Source organism: Sutcliffiella sp. NC1 (assembly GCF_027594365.1).
GTDB classification, from domain to species: domain Bacteria; phylum Bacillota; class Bacilli; order Bacillales; family Bacillaceae_I; genus Sutcliffiella; species Sutcliffiella cohnii.
Genome location: NZ_CP115153.1, coordinates 3,036,807 through 3,053,808, shown reverse-complemented (window position 1 = coordinate 3,053,808; position 17,002 = coordinate 3,036,807). Strand labels below are relative to the sequence as shown.

16 protein-coding genes are annotated in these 17,002 nt (G+C 35.5%); 15 read left to right on the top strand and 1 reads right to left on the bottom strand.

The window, feature by feature from the left end; all coding sequences use genetic code 11:
• The first annotated feature begins 53 nt into the window (after positions 1-53).
• From O1A01_RS15865 to O1A01_RS15850, 4 genes are all read left to right on the top strand, one after another.
• On the top strand, positions 54-572 hold the full coding sequence (locus tag O1A01_RS15865; RefSeq protein ID WP_066420993.1) for a YceD family protein: 519 nt from the start codon (positions 54-56) through the stop codon (positions 570-572).
• Positions 573-617: 45 nt separating this feature from the next.
• Positions 618-791, top strand: coding sequence for a 50S ribosomal protein L32 (gene rpmF / locus O1A01_RS15860; RefSeq protein ID WP_066420989.1), 174 nt, complete (start codon positions 618-620; stop codon positions 789-791).
• 135 nt (positions 792-926) lie between these two features.
• The gene (locus O1A01_RS15855) at positions 927-1,697 is read left to right on the top strand and encodes an enoyl-CoA hydratase/isomerase family protein (protein ID WP_066420987.1); all 771 of its coding nucleotides are present in this window, start codon (positions 927-929) and stop codon (positions 1,695-1,697) included.
• A 187-nt stretch (positions 1,698-1,884) separates the two neighbouring features.
• Entirely contained in the window at positions 1,885-2,493 is a 609-nt protein-coding gene (locus O1A01_RS15850; RefSeq protein ID WP_066420985.1) for an RsfA family transcriptional regulator, read from the top strand.
• A 69-nt stretch (positions 2,494-2,562) separates the two neighbouring features.
• Here the strand turns inward: O1A01_RS15850 and O1A01_RS15845 are convergent, their stop codons facing one another.
• Complete coding sequence (locus O1A01_RS15845) at positions 2,563-3,045, bottom strand: N-acetyltransferase (protein WP_066420983.1); 483 nt, start codon at positions 3,043-3,045, stop codon at positions 2,563-2,565.
• A 248-nt stretch (positions 3,046-3,293) separates the two neighbouring features.
• Here O1A01_RS15845 and O1A01_RS15840 point away from each other — a divergent pair, with 248 nt between their 5' ends.
• The 11 genes from O1A01_RS15840 to O1A01_RS15790 all read left to right on the top strand — a co-directional run bounded on the left by O1A01_RS15840 (position 3,294) and on the right by O1A01_RS15790 (position 16,932).
• Positions 3,294-4,637 carry an acetyl-CoA carboxylase biotin carboxylase subunit gene (locus O1A01_RS15840; RefSeq protein WP_270064478.1) on the top strand — a complete coding sequence of 448 codons (1,344 nt, stop codon included), beginning with the start codon at positions 3,294-3,296 and terminating at the stop codon, positions 4,635-4,637.
• Between the two features lie 29 nt (positions 4,638-4,666).
• Positions 4,667-4,879, top strand: coding sequence for an acetyl-CoA carboxylase biotin carboxyl carrier protein subunit (locus O1A01_RS15835; RefSeq protein ID WP_066420979.1), 213 nt, complete (start codon positions 4,667-4,669; stop codon positions 4,877-4,879).
• Positions 4,880-4,912: 33 nt separating this feature from the next.
• Positions 4,913-6,445, top strand: a complete 1,533-nt coding sequence (locus O1A01_RS15830; RefSeq protein ID WP_066420977.1) for an acyl-CoA carboxylase subunit beta — start codon at positions 4,913-4,915, stop codon at positions 6,443-6,445.
• A gap of 856 nt (positions 6,446-7,301) precedes the next feature.
• A complete protein-coding gene (locus O1A01_RS15825) occupies positions 7,302-8,201 on the top strand; it encodes a 2-dehydropantoate 2-reductase (protein ID WP_270064477.1) in 900 nt (299 codons plus the stop codon).
• 18 nt (positions 8,202-8,219) lie between these two features.
• Positions 8,220-8,612 carry a DUF3397 domain-containing protein gene (locus O1A01_RS15820; RefSeq protein ID WP_066417651.1) on the top strand — a complete coding sequence of 131 codons (393 nt, stop codon included), beginning with the start codon at positions 8,220-8,222 and terminating at the stop codon, positions 8,610-8,612.
• Positions 8,613-8,778: 166 nt separating this feature from the next.
• On the top strand, positions 8,779-10,404 hold the full coding sequence (bshC, locus tag O1A01_RS15815; RefSeq protein ID WP_066417648.1) for a bacillithiol biosynthesis cysteine-adding enzyme BshC: 1,626 nt from the start codon (positions 8,779-8,781) through the stop codon (positions 10,402-10,404).
• Positions 10,405-10,849: 445 nt separating this feature from the next.
• The gene (gene mraZ, locus O1A01_RS15810; protein WP_066417645.1) at positions 10,850-11,281 is read left to right on the top strand and encodes a division/cell wall cluster transcriptional repressor MraZ; all 432 of its coding nucleotides are present in this window, start codon (positions 10,850-10,852) and stop codon (positions 11,279-11,281) included.
• 78 nt (positions 11,282-11,359) lie between these two features.
• Positions 11,360-12,301: a 16S rRNA (cytosine(1402)-N(4))-methyltransferase RsmH gene (gene rsmH / locus O1A01_RS15805; protein WP_066417642.1), complete on the top strand. Its 942-nt coding sequence runs from the start codon at positions 11,360-11,362 to the stop codon at positions 12,299-12,301.
• Between the two features lie 11 nt (positions 12,302-12,312).
• Entirely contained in the window at positions 12,313-12,672 is a 360-nt protein-coding gene (gene ftsL, locus O1A01_RS15800) for a cell division protein FtsL (protein ID WP_066417640.1), read from the top strand.
• 6 nt (positions 12,673-12,678) lie between these two features.
• Positions 12,679-14,877, top strand: a complete 2,199-nt coding sequence (locus O1A01_RS15795) for a penicillin-binding protein (RefSeq protein ID WP_066417637.1) — start codon at positions 12,679-12,681, stop codon at positions 14,875-14,877.
• Positions 14,878-15,012: 135 nt separating this feature from the next.
• Positions 15,013-16,932: a stage V sporulation protein D gene (locus O1A01_RS15790; protein WP_066417635.1), complete on the top strand. Its 1,920-nt coding sequence runs from the start codon at positions 15,013-15,015 to the stop codon at positions 16,930-16,932.
• The last annotated feature ends 70 nt before the right edge of the window (positions 16,933-17,002 follow it).

Here is a 17,002-nt window from a genome sequence, read left to right as displayed (position 1 = left end):
AATAAATCTACGGAAGCTATAATTACTTTTGTTGCCTTGAGGTGATTATATTGTTGAAATGGTCATTAATGCAGCTAAACCTTTTTACACATAAAGGATTATATATCGATGAAACAGTTGATTTGAACGACATTACTGCCGTTGATTCATCTATTCGGTCTATTAGTCCTGTGCATGTAACAGGTCGAGCTGATTTAAGTTCTAAAAAAGCTACGTTCCATCTTAAAATAGAAGGTACGATGATTTTACCTTGTACAAGAACGTTAGTAGATGTGAACTTTCCTTTTACAATTGAAACGAAGGAAACCTTTTTATTTGAAACTGCTAGTTATACTGAAGAAGATGAAGAAATTCATGTTCTTCAAGGAGATGTTGTTGATTTAATTCCTATTATTAAGGAAAATATTCTTCTCGAAATACCGATGCAAATCTATGCTGATTCTATAAATGAAGAAGGTGCAGCACCACAATCTGGTAAAGGTTGGAGTGTTGTTGAAGAAGAAGAACAAGGAGACAAAATTGATCCAAGATTAGCAGGTCTAGCAAAATTCTTTGAAAAAAAAGATGAGTAGCTAAAAAAGGAAATGAATGATACACTCTTTAAGGAGGTGGGAAGAATGGCTGTACCTTTTAGAAGAACGTCTAAAACTGCGAAAAGAAAACGTCGTACACATTTTAAACTACAAGTTCCTGGTATGGTAGCATGCCCAAGCTGTGGTGAAGCGAAATTAGCACACCGCGTATGTAAAGCTTGCGGTACTTACAAAGGGAAAGAAGTAGTAAATAAATAATGAGGATATAAATCCTTTACACAAAAAAGCACAAGGCAAATGTCTTGTGCTTTTTGTGTAAGTAAAATTATAAATACATACTTGTGTTCGTTCAATCATGTTTCTTATAGTAAGTAAAAAGGGGGAATAGTAGGGATGGATAATACTAATAAAACAATCGTACATATTGATGAATATCATTTTTTATGGTTCGTTATTAACAGACCAGATAAAAGAAATGCTATTGACTATGATGTTATGGAACAATTAAATAGGGCAATACAGATTGCAAAAACAAATGACTCTATTAGAGGGTTTGTCATTACAGGAACAGGGGATAAAGCTTTTTGCTCAGGCGGAGACTTAACAGTATTTCATCGCTTGAAAACAAAAGAAGAAGCATACTCCATGCTGTCTAAAATGGGTAACATATTATATGAGTTATTAACCTTGCCTATCCCAACATTTGCTTTACTAAACGGAACCGCAGTCGGTGGTGGATGTGAAATTGCTAGTGCGTGTGATATAAGAGTAGCGTTACATAATAATGTGAAGATAGGATTTGTTCAAGGGAATTTAGGAATTACAACTGGCTGGGGAGGAGCTACAATGCTAATGGAAAAACTTCAACCCGCCGACGCCTTAACCTTATTATATTCAGGTAAAATATATAATGTAGAGATGGCCAAACATCTTCATTTTATTCAATCAATGCAACCTTTAAGCACCCGTCAACAACAAAGTGAATATATAGATAACCAGCTTGTACAATCAGCTAATGTTTTGCGTAGTTATAAAAGCGCTCTCATTAAAAAGTGGGTGTTTAGCAATGTTCAAGAAAGAATGGCTGAAGAAATTAATACTTGTGCTATGTTATGGGCACGAGATGAACACCATGAAGCTGTTCAAAGTTTTTTAAATAAATAAGAGATCGGGCAACAACAGGGAGGTAACTAACAATAAAAAAGGTAAATCCCTCGTAAAAGTTTCACATTTGCCCATTTTCGTCGTGCTGAATAACGGAATTCTCCTACCTTTTTGTATATCCTTTTAGTCTATCTTTTCTATTTATTGCATATGTATAGGATAAAAAGTGTGTTAGGGGGATTCCAAAATGACAACGGTTCGACAAGATGCTTGGACACAAGACGAAGATATGTATTTAGCCGAAGTGGTCTTAAGATATATACGAGAAGGTGGAACACAATTAGCTGCGTTTGAAGAGGTTGGAAGAAAATTATCAAGAACATCTGCAGCATGTGGATTTAGATGGAATTCTTATGTGAGAAAACAATATAAAACAGGTATTGAATTGGCTAAAAAGCAAAGAAAAGAATTAAAATTAGAACAAGAAACAAGTGCTGCTCCAGTTCAAAAATGGGTGGAAAATCAAGAAGAAGGCGATAAAACAGCATCTCTTTCTATTCCGAAAGTAATTGCCTACTTACAAGAGTTAGAAGAAGTAGAACAAAAATTTATAAACTTAAGAGAAGAAAACGATACTTTGAAAAAAACAGTAATGAAGCTAGAACACGATTTGCAATTACTTACTGAAAGAAAAGAGGAACTTGAACGTTCTGTACAATTAGTGGAGGAAGATTATAAAGCATTAATTGAAATTATGGATCGTGCAAGAAAAATGGTTGTTTTACAGGAAGAAGAAAAGAATAAAGTTAAATTTCAATTAGATCGAATTGGAAGTTTAGAGAAAGTGGAGAAATAAAATAAAGGTTAGACCTAAACACGGTCTAACCTTTATTCATCCTTTAATGGTTTTCGTAAGTGTGCTTAATTAAGCTTCTAACTCTTCAGTGCTTTGAGCGGAGACTCCTTCTGGATACCATACAAGTGGATTTTCACCTAAATCACGCTCCATATTATAATGAACAGGAGTAAAGCCCATTTTTGTCCAAAAAGCATCACTTTTTACTCTAGGGTTTGTTTTAATAGGTAAGCCGAAGCTTTTTGCGAATTCAACAAGCTCACGACCGAACCCTTTATTTTGATATTTTTGTATTACTTCTAATTTCCAAAGCTCTACATAATCTTGTTTTGGCTCGAAGTACTGATCGAATCTTTTATCTTTACGGTAAAGACTCATTCTAGCAACAAGTTTTTCACCGTAATAAATGCCGTAAAAAGGAGACTCGCTATCGTTTTCGATAATGTTTGCTTGTAAATCTTCTAACATGGACAGTTCTTGTAATCCATATTCTCTAAACTGTTTAAATTCTTCTAACGTTTTATAATTGATGGATAGTTTTTGTACAGTCATAAAAAATCCCCCTTTGATTGTCTAAACATACATTTTATATGACTAACATATAACTGGAAAGTAAGGTCTCCATTAATCATATCGAATGTTATCTATTTTCATACATTTATTATACAACAAAAAAACAAAACATTCTGCAATTATTTACGTAAGCGTTTGCAAAACAAAGAAGGAATACATCAGTTTATGTAGAAATAAATAAATGATGGCCAATATTTTTTGTAGCTTTAAAGAGAGGGGTACTTTCATTGCAAAAAATTTTAATCGCGAACAGAGGAGAAATTGCTGAAAGAGTCATTCGTACTTGTAGAAATTTAGGGATAGAAACGGTGGCCGTTTTTTCGGAAGCCGATAAAGATATGCCATATGTAACTTTAGCTACAAGTGCACACCATATAGGTGGCGCACATCCGCAACAATCGTATTTAAATATGGAGCAAATTATAAAAGTAGCGAGAGAAGAAAAGGTAGATGGAATACATCCTGGCTATGGCTTTTTGAGTGAAAACAGTGCTTTTGCTAGAGAAGTGCGTGAAAACGGATTTATTTTTATTGGGCCGTCAAGTGATGTGATTCGGTTAATGGGGGATAAACTGCAATCACGTCTTGAAATGATTAAAGCAAACGTTCCAGTTATCCCAGGCTCAGATAAGCCTTTAACGAGTGTGGAGGAAGCTTATTCGTTAGCTGAAACAATAGGATTCCCTGTCATGTTAAAAGCAAGTGGTGGCGGAGGAGGAATTGGGATGCATAAGTGTGAAAACAGTGAGGACATTCGTCTGCAGTTTGAAGAAACGAAAAAACGTGCAAAAGCATACTTCAATAATGATGACCTATTTATTGAAAAGTATATAGGAAATGCACGTCATATCGAAGTGCAAATAGTTGGCGATAGCTACGGGAACGTTCTCCATTTACACGAACGTAATTGCTCTGTACAAAGAAGAAATCAAAAAGTAATCGAAGAAGCTACTAGCCCTCATTTACCAGAGGAAGTTCGTAGTAAACTTTATGAGGCAGCGGTAAATGCAGCGAAACAAGTAAATTATTATAATGCAGGTACAGTAGAGTTTATTATGGATGAAAATAATAATTTCTACTTTTTAGAGATGAACACAAGATTACAAGTTGAGCATGCTATTTCAGAAGAAATAACAGGAATTGACCTCGTTGAATGGCAAATATTAATTGCTAATGGCGAAAAAATTCCTTTATCCCAAAATGACATTAATGTTAATGGACATTCGATAGAATATAGGGTGTACGCAGAAGATCCAGTTAAATTTTTCCCTTCACCTGGACAAATTGTAGATTGGAATTTTCCTGTAGAGGAAAATGTTAGAATTGATAGTGGGTATGGTTCGAACTTAAAAGTTACACCTTTTTACGATCCATTAATCGCAAAAATTATAGTAACTGCAAGTTCTAGAGAAGCTTGTATAGAAAAGTCACTTAACTATTTAGAGAAAGTCTCCATAACAGGAATTAATACTAATATCCCATTTTTAATTGCAAGTTTATCCGAGGAATCGTTTAAAGATGGAAAATACTCAACTAATTTTGTAAGTAATCTGATGAACATAAATAAGTAATCTTTTGACATAAGTAGGAGGAATAGAAAATGAAAAAAGTGGAAGCGTCTATGGCCGGAACAGTATGGAAAGTATTAGTGGAAGCAGGGAATAATGTAGAAGCTGGGCAAACAGTAATCATTTTAGAATCTATGAAAATGGAAATTCCTTTAGAAGTAGTGGAGAGTGGAACGGTTAAATCGATATCTGTATCCGAAGGCGATTTTGTCAACGAAGGCGATGTATTACTAGAGTTAGAGTAATAACTTTACATAACGTTTAAGGGGATGGAATAAATGAACGACCAACTAAAAAGATTTGAAGAAATAGTAGGCGAAATAAAAAGAGGTGGACAACCAAAATATCATGAAAAGTTAAAAGAACAGGGGAAGATGTTTGTAAGAGATCGACTCGCTCTTTTATTTGATAACGGTGAGTATGAAGAAGACGGCTTTTTTGCTAATAATCAAGCACAAGGTCTTCCGGCAGACGGAGTAGTAACGGGAGTAGGTAAGGTTAATGGACAAACTGTCTGTGTTATGGCTAATGATTCGACAGTTAAAGCTGGTTCTTGGGGTGCTAGAACAGTAGAAAAAATTATTAGAATTCAAGAAACAGCGGAAAAATTAAAAGTCCCTATCCTATACTTAGTAGACTCAGCTGGAGCGAGAATTACAGATCAATTAGATATGTTTCCTAATAGACGTGGTGCGGGTAAAATTTTTTACAACCAGGTAAAGCTTTCTGGAATGGTGCCACAAATATGTGTTTTATTTGGTCCATCGGCAGCTGGTGGTGCTTATATTCCTGCTTTTTGTGATATTGTTATCATGGTTGATGGAAATGCATCTATGTATTTAGGTTCACCGCGTATGGCGGAAAAAGTAATTGGTGAAAAAGTAACGCTAGAGGAAATGGGCGGAGCTAGAATGCATTGCACTGTTAGTGGCTGCGGTGATGTGTTAGCAAATGATGAGGAATCGGCAATTAAGGAAGCCCGCCGCTATTTATCGTATTTTCCTGCAAGTTATAAAGAAAAAACAGCAGACATTCAGTCAGTACAGCCTGTAAAAGGAAGAAATTTAACAGAAATAGTACCAGAAAATCAGAATGCTCCTTTTGACATGTACGAAGCAATTGACCAGCTAATCGATGAGGGAAGTTTTTTTGAGATTAAAAAATTATTCGCACCAGAGCTTATTACTGGACTTGCACGAATGGACGGCCGGGTAGTAGGGATTATTGCTAACCAACCGAAAGTGAAAGGTGGAGTGCTTTTCGTAGACTCTGCGGATAAAGGAGCCAAGTTTATTCAACTTTGTGATGCGTTCCATATTCCGCTTTTATTTTTAGCAGACGTACCAGGTTTCATGATTGGTACAAAAGTAGAGCGAGCAGGTATTATTCGACACGGTGCCAAACTTATTGCGGCAATGAGTTCCGCTACTGTTCCAAAAATATCAGTTGTAGTTAGGAAAGCTTACGGAGCAGGTTTATATGCGATGGCAGGACCAGCATTCGAACCTGACTGTTGTATCGCCTTACCAACCGCACAAATAGCAGTTATGGGTCCAGAAGCTGCTGTTAACGCAGTTTATTCAAATAAAATTAATGAAATAGAAGATATAAAAGAAAAAATGGCATTTGTTCAACAAAAGCATGCTGAGTATAAAGAGACAATCGATATTTATAAACTAGCTTCAGAATTAATTGTTGATGAAATAGTCCAACCATCTCAATTGAGGAGTGTACTAATTAAACGATTCGACTATTACTCTTCTAAACAAATGACATTTAGCGAAAGAAAACATCCTGTATATCCAGTGTAATGAAAAAAGAGTGCTCTTATAAAAAAAGAGCACTCTTTTCTGCTTGATAAAAATGAACATGCCAAGATCCCAAGTTTAAAACTATGTGAGTTAAAAGTTTGCACCAAGGCGAACAAAAATAGGAACTTAGATTTTGAGCTACGGAGTGAAACGGACAACCATAAAACAACTATCATATTATCAAGTTAGACACTCATGCAAGTGAAATTTTGCACCATGAGGAATGAAAATAGGGATTTCATTTTAGAACAGTATAATGGTTTTCACTTTCTAGATTTAGAACCGGGAGTGGAACGGAGCGGAAGACACTTGACTCCTCGAAAATGCTATCGCATTTTCTTCGTGCGATGTAATGCTGCCGAAGCCTTCCTTGTCCTGCGGGAGGTAGAGGGAAGGTCGAGACCCCACAGGCGCAGCCGAAGAGGCTCGAATCCACGAAAAGCGGAAGCGCATCGATCTGGCCCGTACAAACTGGAGCAGTCCGGTAGGAGATAAAGGAAACACAACGAAACGTTAGTTGAGTTGATGTTGACTTATCGTACGGACGGACTGGGAAGTTTGATAGGGCCAATGCGCTGGAGCTAGACATCTCCCCGCGGAAAGCAAGTGTCTGCAGCGAAGTGAAACGGACTAGGTTAAAACGTATAATAACAAACAAAGTTGTCTATAATAATATGCTATTTTCCCAAACGCCTATTTTCAGGGTAGACTGTAAAAATCATGAACAAATCACTTTGTATTATGTACAAAATTTACAAGTTTTTCAGATTAATTTCTAATAGAGTATTATCACCCTATAGGATCTTTGATACAATATTTATAAACTTTTTAGGAAAAAAGAACGAGGAGTTATCCAATGGAAATCGCAATTATTGGTGCAGGTGCAACAGGTCTATTATATGCTCATCAGTTGGCTAACATTTTTCGAGTGAAAATATATTGTAAACGTGAAGAACAACGTAATCTTATTCACAAGGAAGGTGTTACTTTAATAGATGGCGAGCAAATAATGAATAAAAAAATAAAAGTAGAACTTTTTTCTGATGAAACCGAAATAAATGAAGATGTACTAATCATAACAGCAAAGCAGTACTCCTTAGAATCAATTATTCGTAACTTAAAAAAATATCAGAATAAAACAATCCTTTTTTTGCAAAATGGAATGAATCACATTACCTATTTTCATGAATTACAACAAAATAAAATATTTGTAGGAGTTATTGAGCATGGAGCTAAAAAGGAAAATGATACAACAGTCTATTTGACTGGTAAAGGGTTAACAAATGTAGCTCCTTACAATGAACATCATACTTCATTATTTTTTGAAAACTGGGATAGCAAATTAAAAGATTTTCCAATCGTGATGGAAAAACAATGGTATCCGATATTAGCAAAAAAATTAATAGTCAATGCCGTCATAAATCCACTAACTGCTTTATATAAAGTTGAAAACGGTAAGTTACTTTCTAATAAAAATTATTTAATTACAATGGAAACGATCTTTAATGAAGCATTTTCAATATTAAATTTTGGTAAAAAAGAGGAAATGTGGAACCATGTAACGAAAATTTGTACAAGCACTAGTAAAAACCATTCCTCCATGTTACGAGACATGGAAACCGGTAAAAAGACAGAGGTAGATGCGATATTAGGCTATCTTCTCCAAGAGGGTAAAAAAGCGAAAAAAGAATTACCGGTTATACACTTTGTTTATCACGCTCTTAAAGGAATGGAAAATGTTCGAATGAATGAATAAAGGAAGGGAAAAAATATAATGTCTAATATGGTTGCTAGTATTATTGCTACTTTTGTTACAATCCCAATTTTTACATGGTTCTTATTATATTTTATATCAAGGTCCATTACGAAGAATAATAAACGTTCCTTTCAAATGGCTACTGATTACTCTACTTTTTTTTTCATATTAGCTGTTCATTATTTAATCGTTATTATTTGGGATCGTTCTCTTCTTTGGCTTATTTTAATTGTTCTTATCATCATTGCTACTGTCATCGTTCTTGTTCATTATCGAATTAATCAAGAAATTAAATTTAGAAAAGTTTGGAAAGGTTTTTGGCGTACAAATTTCTTACTGTTTTTTTTCTTATACTTTTCCCTTGCTTTTTTTGGTTTAATAAAAAGAATGACAGAACTTTTCTCGATATAAGCATATTTTTTTGATTATTTGTAAATTAGTGCTATACTTCAACGTGGAATTATTTCACTTTAACTTCAATAATCAAACTTCAGTCTTTTTTCTATTGTTAAAGCATTAAGTTAAGTGAACTAACTTAAAATATATAGTCTCCTGGAAATAGAAAGGAAGTAGTTTCATGGATGTTTTAGCTATCTCTCTTCCTACTATTAATAAATTTTCTTCTGATTATTTAAATGGTAAAGAAGAGTTACAAGCTTTTTTTACATATAATCCTTTTTCTGATCATTGTTATCAGGAAAGGTACGACAATATTATAAAACGTGAGTTTAAGCGGGAAGAGCTTGTTGAATATTTAAGGGCATACAATCTTCAATTCAATGCAGGAGAAAAAACGTTCGAAAACATTGAAACGCTTTTAGATGAGAAATCGGTTGTAGTAGTAGGAGGTCAACAGGCAGGGTTGTTAACAGGTCCACTATACACGATATCGAAAATAATAAGCATTATATGCTTAGCGAAAGAGCAAGAACAGTTATTAAATAAGCCTGTAATCCCATTATTTTGGATAGCAGGAGAAGATCATGATTTTCTAGAGATTAACCATGTGTTCGTTCAAGAGCTTAATCGTTTAAAGAAAAAGTCTTTTCATGACCCTTTAGCTGGTAAGAAGATGGTTTCAGATTTAATAATCGATAAGCAAGCAATGAACATTTGGGTTCAAGATGTGTTTCATCGTTTCGGAGAGAGTGAGCATACGAAAGAATTAGTTGCATCATTAGAAAGTTATATTAATCAATCCGAATCATACGTTGACTTTTTCTCATTCATCGTTTCTGACCTGTTTCAAAGTCAAGGTTTAGTATTAATGAATGCAGCCGATTCAAAAGTTAGGGAAATGGAAAGTTCCTATTTTACGTTATTAATGAAAAAAAATAGAGAAATTACGAATGCTGTCCTTCAAACACAAAAAGAATTAAGTAGCTTAAACTATTCAGAAACGTTGGATATACCTTCAACTGCAATGAATATGTTTATCCATATAGATGGAGAGCGGAGATTACTACATTGGAATGAAGAAAAAGAACAAGCGTATACAGAACAAGGTAATTCCTTTTCTTTAGAAGAACTATTTAGTAAGGTGGAACAGTCACCACAAACTTTTTCAAATAACGTCGTAACAAGACCTATTATGCAAGAGTTATTATTACCTACACTAGCATTTATTGCAGGGCCAGGTGAAATAGCTTATTGGGCAGAGTTAAAAGGTGCTTTTTCCTCTATAAATATAGAAATGCCACCTGTCGTTCCTAGATTAACATTTACTTTATTAGAGAGAGAAATATTCTCCTTATTAGAAGAGTTGAATGTTTCACTAGACGAGGCTCTAGATATAGGTGTTGAAGAAAAGAGAAAGTTGTGGTTGTATGAAAATGAACTAAATAAGATGGAAGAAACACTTCTTTCTTTAAGTAATGAATATAGAGAGATGCATCATAAATATCGACAACTTGGCGAAGAAATCGTACCACATCTACAACCTGTTTTCGAAAAAAATTGGTTAAGGGTAGATCAAGAATTTAATTACATGAAAACGTTAATGGAAAGATCTGCATATGAAAAACATCAACATTTGATGAATAAATACGAAAGAGTCCAATTAGCGCTAAAACCGAATAACGCACCACAAGAAAGAATAATGAATGTGTATTACTATATGAATAAGTACGGCAAAGATTTACCAAATAGAATTTGCGAAAAACCGTTCAAGCATGACGGAAAACATAAGGTAGTACTCCTATAAAAAGAATGTCCTCTTTGGGACATTCTTTTTTTTTGCCTATTATCCAGGTAGCCATCTTTGTAAGTGAAGGAATTGCGCTATGGTGAATGAAAATAGGGATTTTAGTTCTGAATAGTTATAAGGCTTCCTTTTATAGATTTAGAACCGTGAGTGAAACGGACTAACTTTAGAAAACAAGCCTATTTCTTTTTGACAAAAACCAACGTGCATTTGCTCGAATAACAAACAGTTCGTAGAATCTTGCGTATTTTTGTATAAACGATAACAAAAAAAGCCAACATTTCAGTGAATTCGAGCCGATGTCAAAAAATGTTGTAAAAAGATGAAAAACGAAAAAAATTTAAGTTAAAAGGATTTCTTTTTCAATTATAGAATAGTACAATAAAGGCAAGTGGTGAAAAGTGGGGGATTGTGGTACAAAGTAGAATGAAAGTGGGGAAGACCGATGTTTATGGGGGAATATCATCATACAATCGATGCAAAAGGAAGAATGATTATTCCTGCTAAATTTCGTGAAAATTTAGGAGAAGCTTTCGTTTTGACGAGAGGTCTTGACCACTGTCTATTCGGTTACCCCATGTCCGAGTGGACAAATGTAGAAGAAAAACTCAAAGAACTCCCACTTACTAAAAAAGATGCCCGTGCTTTCACACGATTTTTCTTTTCAGGTGCATCAGAATGTGAACTCGATAAACAAGGAAGAGTAAATATATCTTCACCGCTATTACAATACGCTGGGTTAGAGAAAGAATGTGTTGTAATAGGTGTTTCGAATCGAATTGAGATTTGGAGTAAAGATAAATGGGAAGGCTATGTGGAGGAATCGGAAGACTCGTTTGCTGAAATTGCTGAAAATCTTGCCGATTTTGATTTATAAACTTCCTCTCTACCAATACTAAATAGATGGAAGAGAAACTAAAAAATATGTTGTCAGCTAGAAAGGCAGTGAATACAAATGTTTCACCACATAACAGTTTTACTTAATGAAGCAGTAGACGGATTAAATATAAAAGAGGACGGAATATATGTAGACTGTACGTTAGGTGGCGCAGGCCACAGTTCCGAAATTGCAAAAAGACTTTCCGGATCAGGTAGACTGATCGCATTTGATCAAGATGATATTGCAATTAATAATGCAAAGAAAGTACTTGAACCATACTTAGATCGGGTTACATTTATTAAAAGTAACTTTAAATACTTAAAAGAAAAACTAAATGAAATAGGAATTACTAGAGTAGATGGTGTTCTATTTGATTTAGGTGTTTCTTCACCGCAACTGGACACACCAGAAAGAGGGTTTAGTTACCACCACGAAGCATCGTTAGATATGAGAATGGACCAATCTAGTTCACTAACTGCTTATCACGTCGTAAATGAATGGCCGTATGAGAAATTAGTAAGAATTTTCTTTCAATATGGCGAAGAAAAGTTTTCTAAACAAATTGCAAGGAAAATTGAGGAGCATAGAAAAAGTGCCCCAATAGAAACGACACTCCAGTTGGTAGACATTATTAAAGAAGGAATACCAGCTCCTGCAAGAAGAACAGGTGGTCATCCTGCCAAAAGAGTGTTCCAAGCTATTAGAATTGCTGTTAATGATGAACTTGGTGTTTTTGAAGATGCAATTAAACAAGCTATTGATGTAACAAAAGTTGGTGGGAGAATTTCCGTTATTACGTTCCATTCATTAGAAGATCGAATTTGTAAAGTGGCGTTTAAAGAAAAAAGTGAAATTCCACCTTTACCACCAGGATTGCCAATTATTCCTGAGGAGTTTCAACCAATTTTAAAACTAGTTAACCGTAAACCAATAATACCGTCTGAAGAAGAATTAGAAGGAAATAACCGAGCACGATCTGCCAAATTAAGAGTTGCAGAAAAAATAAAGGATAATTAGGAGGAAAAAAGTTGAGTAATTTAGCCCATAAAATACAACGTAATCATGAACATCAACAACAACCAACCCGTAAACAACATGTCGTAATTAGAAAAAAAGCACGAATTACGTTAGGGGAAAAACTTTTAATCGGTCTATTTTTAGCATTGGTTACATTTTCCTCCATTCATTTAGTATCTAATCATGTTACAATTTACGATGTTAATAAAGAAATTCGCGTGATAGAAACTTCATTACAAGAACAACAATTAGCAAACCGCGACTTACAATTAAAAGTTGCAGAATTAAGTACTTCTGATCGTATTTTACAAAAAGCGAAAGAATTAGGATTAACTATTAATGAGTCAAGCGTAAAAAATGTACGGGATTGATTACATATGAAAAACTTTATTCACAAAAAAAGAATTCACTTTGGCGCAGCATTGTTATCTGTTTTATTTGCTTCGCTCTTTTTTCTTTTTGTCGGAAGGTTCTTTTACATCCAAGCATTTGGTGAAGTAAAAGGAGAAGACTTACATGCGTTAGCGGATGGTAAGTATAATGTAACAATTGATTTAAATGCATCTAGAGGAACAATTTATGACCGGAATGAAAATCCGATTGCAGAGGATACACCTTCATACACAGTTGTTGCCGTTCTTGATGAGGCGTTAACAACTAACGATGAAAAGCCGAGGCATGTTGTGGACCCGCAAAATACTGCTAAACAACTAGCTCCACTATTAAATGTAGAGGAAAGCTTTCTTTTAGAGCAGCTAACGAGGTCTGCTAAACAAGTAGAGTTTGGTTCAGCTGGACGTGACTTACCTATATCTATAAAAGAAGAAATTGAAGACCTAGAGTTGCCGGGAATTCGGCTGATTCAAGGATCTAAACGCTTTTACTACAATGGTAATTTTGCGAGTCATGTTATCGGTTTTGCTCGTGCCAATGATGACGGTAAAGTAGCAGGTGTTCTAGGTTTAGAAGCAATGTTAGATGAACAGTTAAAAGAAACGAATGGACGCTACACTTATCGACGTGATACTTCAGGGATACCTTTTATTTCTAATCCTGAAGTTTCATATGATGACCCGAAAAATGGAAATGACGTCTACTTAACTCTCGATAGAACCATTCAAACGTTCTTAGAAGATTCGATGAGCGAAGTAGCTGAACAGTATAGTCCTGAACGGATGATAGGAATTGTTGCTGATCCGAAAACAGGAGAAATATTAGCAATGTCTACTCGCCCTACGTTTAATTTAAATACAAGAGTAGGCCTTAGTACAAATTGGAATAATGATGCTGTATCTAGTCGTTTTGAACCAGGATCTACGATGAAAATTTTTACGTTAGCGGCAGCGATTGAAGCAGGTGTATATAATGGTAATCACTATTTTCAATCAGGTTCATATAAAGTAGGACCTGATACGATTCGTGATCATAACCGAAATGGATGGGGAGAAATTTCCTTTGATGAAGGAATGCAGCGATCATCTAATGTGGCCATCGCTTTACTTGTGGAAAAAATGGGTGCTGAAAATTTATTAAACTATTACCATGCATTCGGTTTAAACGAAAAAACAGGTATTGATTTACCAGACGAAGCCACTTCTATTTTTAATTATCATTACCGGATTGAACAAATAACGACCGCGTTCGGACAAGGTACTGCGATTACACCAATACAACAAATACAAGCTGCAACAGCTATTGCGAACAATGGAAAAATGATGCAACCATATATAATAGATAAAATAGTGGACCCTAATACAGGTCAAATATTGAAAGAGAATGAACCGATTATTAAAGGGGAACCTGTATCTGAAAAAACAGCGAATAAAGTTTTGGAAGTATTAGAATCAACCGTTACTTCTGATGTCGGAACAGGTAGACATTATAGTTTAGATGGATATCGAGTTGCATTGAAAACTGGTACAGCTCAAATATCAAACCCTAATGGACCGGGCTACTTATCAGGTAGGGGTGAATATATTTATTCTGTATTAGGAATGGCTCCTGCGGATAACCCGCAATTAATTGTTTACATTGCCATTGAAAAACCTAAGCTTGGTCAATATGAAACGACTGGAACGAATGCGTTAAAAGGTGTATTCAATCCGGTTATGCAAAGAAGTTTACAATATTTAAGTGTTAAACCGAACTTTGAAGAGACAGAGAGCGCTTCTAATGATGGTGTCGAAGTTAAAAGCTTTATTGGGAAGACCGTGACAGACCTGTCTGAAGAACTTAAAAATCGTAAAGGTCCTAATATCGTAGTAGTTGGTAACGGAAATAAAATAATCAATCAAATGCCAGTTGCTGGTCAGAAAGTATTAGTAGGAGAAAAAGTAGTGCTACTAACAGAGGAAGACCCCCCAATTCCTGATATGACGGGCTGGTCCGTAAGAGATGTTATTAAACTAACAAATTTATTGGAAATTAACCCACATATAATCGGGAATGGTTATGCTTTTCGTCAAAGTGTTTCTCCAGGACAACTAGTTGATGATCGTGAGCAATTTGTTGTAGAATTTAAGTCCAATCGACCTCTACCAGACGTTGAAGAAGAGGAAATGGAGATTGGCGGATAATTCGATATAAAAAAGCTAGTCATTTTGTCACGTACAAATAATGGCTAGCCTTTTTGTGTTTCAAGCCTACCCAGCTCAGTTCTATTTATAAAAGTACAAGCATATATTGGAACGAGCTATAAAGGGGGGCTACACTTGCGAGTATCACACGTTACAGTGAGACGTAGGTTAACGGTTGTATTATTAGTAGGAGTTTTGTTGTTTAGTATTATTGATTTACGATTAGGGTATGTTCAATTTGCTTTAGGTAATATGTTAACAGACCGAGCAAAAGATTCCTGGAGTCGAAATATCCCTTTTGAGCCAGAGCGTGGGGAAATATTAGATAGAAATGGAGTACCGCTTGCTACTAACATGAGTGCGCCAACAGTGTTAGTTGTTCCTAGGCAAATTGTTGACCCCAATGAAGTTTCAGAAAAGCTCGCAGCAACTTTAAATACTTCTAAAGAAGATGTGTATAAACAAATAACTCAAGTCACATCGATGGTGAGGTTAAAAGAGGGACGAAAAATTACACATGAAAAGGCAAAGGAAATTAGATTGTTAGATTTGAAAGGTGTATATATTGCAGAAGATTCCAAAAGGCATTATCCGTTTGGTAGCTATTTATCACACGTATTAGGCTTTGCTGGTATAGATAATCAAGGATTAATGGGGCTTGAACTGCAATATGATGAACAATTAAAGGGTGAAAAAGGGTACGTCCAGTTTTATTCAGATGCAAAAGGACGAAGAATGCCAGATATACCCGATGATTATGTATCTCCTATAGATGGAATGGATCTTAAATTAACCATTGATTGGGAAGTACAAACAATCGTTGAGAGGGTTCTAGATAATGCAAATGAACTATACAATCCAGATGGTATTATCGCCATTGCAATGGATCCGAAAACAGGAGAAATATTAGCAATGTCAAGTAGGCCTGATTTTGATCCAGCTGACTTCCAAAATGTAGCTCCAGAAATATATAATCGAAATTTACCTGTTTGGAGTACGTATGAGCCAGGTTCAACTTTTAAAATAATAACGCTTGCGGCTGCGTTAGAGGAAGAAAAAGTAAACTTAATGAACGACAAGTTTTATGATGATGGCGCAGCAGAGGTCGGGGGAGCGCGACTTCGTTGTTGGAAAAAAGGTGGACATGGCCATCAAACATTTCTAGAAGTTGTACAAAATTCTTGTAACCCAGGTTTTGTTGAATTAGGACAACGTTTAGGAACAGATACATTATTTAAATATATAAAAAACTTTGGTTTTGGTGAAAAAACTGGAATTGACCTTGCTGGAGAAGGAAAAGGTATTTTGTTTAAACCTGAAAATGTAGGGCCGGTTGAGCTTGCTACAACAGCATTCGGGCAAGGTGTATCTGTTACTCCAATACAGCAAGTTGCAGCAGTGTCAGCGGCAATTAACGGTGGTATTTTATATCAGCCATATATTGCAAAAGAATTTATTGACCCTGTTACTGGAGAGGTTGTTTCAAGACAAACTCCTGTTGAAAAGCGTAGAGTTATTTCAGAAGAAACGTCAAAACAAGTACGTTACGCTTTAGAAAGTGTCGTGGCCCAAGGTACTGGTAAAAATGCCTTTGTGGAAGGCTATAGAGTTGGCGGAAAAACTGGTACGGCACAAAAAGCCCAAGGAGGCCGCTATTTAGAAAATAACCATATCGTTTCCTTCATTGGTTTCGCTCCAGCAGATGACCCGCAAATCGTTGTCTATCTCGGTGTAGATAACCCTAAAGGAACAGTCCAATTTGGAGGGGTAGTTGCAGCGCCGTTAGTAGGTGAAATAATGGAGGACAGTTTAAGAGCAATGGGAGTAGAGAAGCGAAAGGGCCAAATAGAGAAAGAAGTTGCATGGCCAGATACCCCATTAGTAGAAGTACCGAACTTAAAAGGAATGACACGAAAAGATATTCATCATGAATATTACAATTTACAGTTAGATGTAAGCGGTGAAGGAACTACTGTTGTTCAGCAGTCACCAGAGCCGGGGACAAAAGTAAAAGAAGGTTCAGTTATAAGAGTATATATGGCTGGCGATTCATAATTTCATACCTTAACTAGTCACTTTTACCAGTTACTCTAGGTGAGGGTGGCTTTTTTCCTTTAAGTAAATG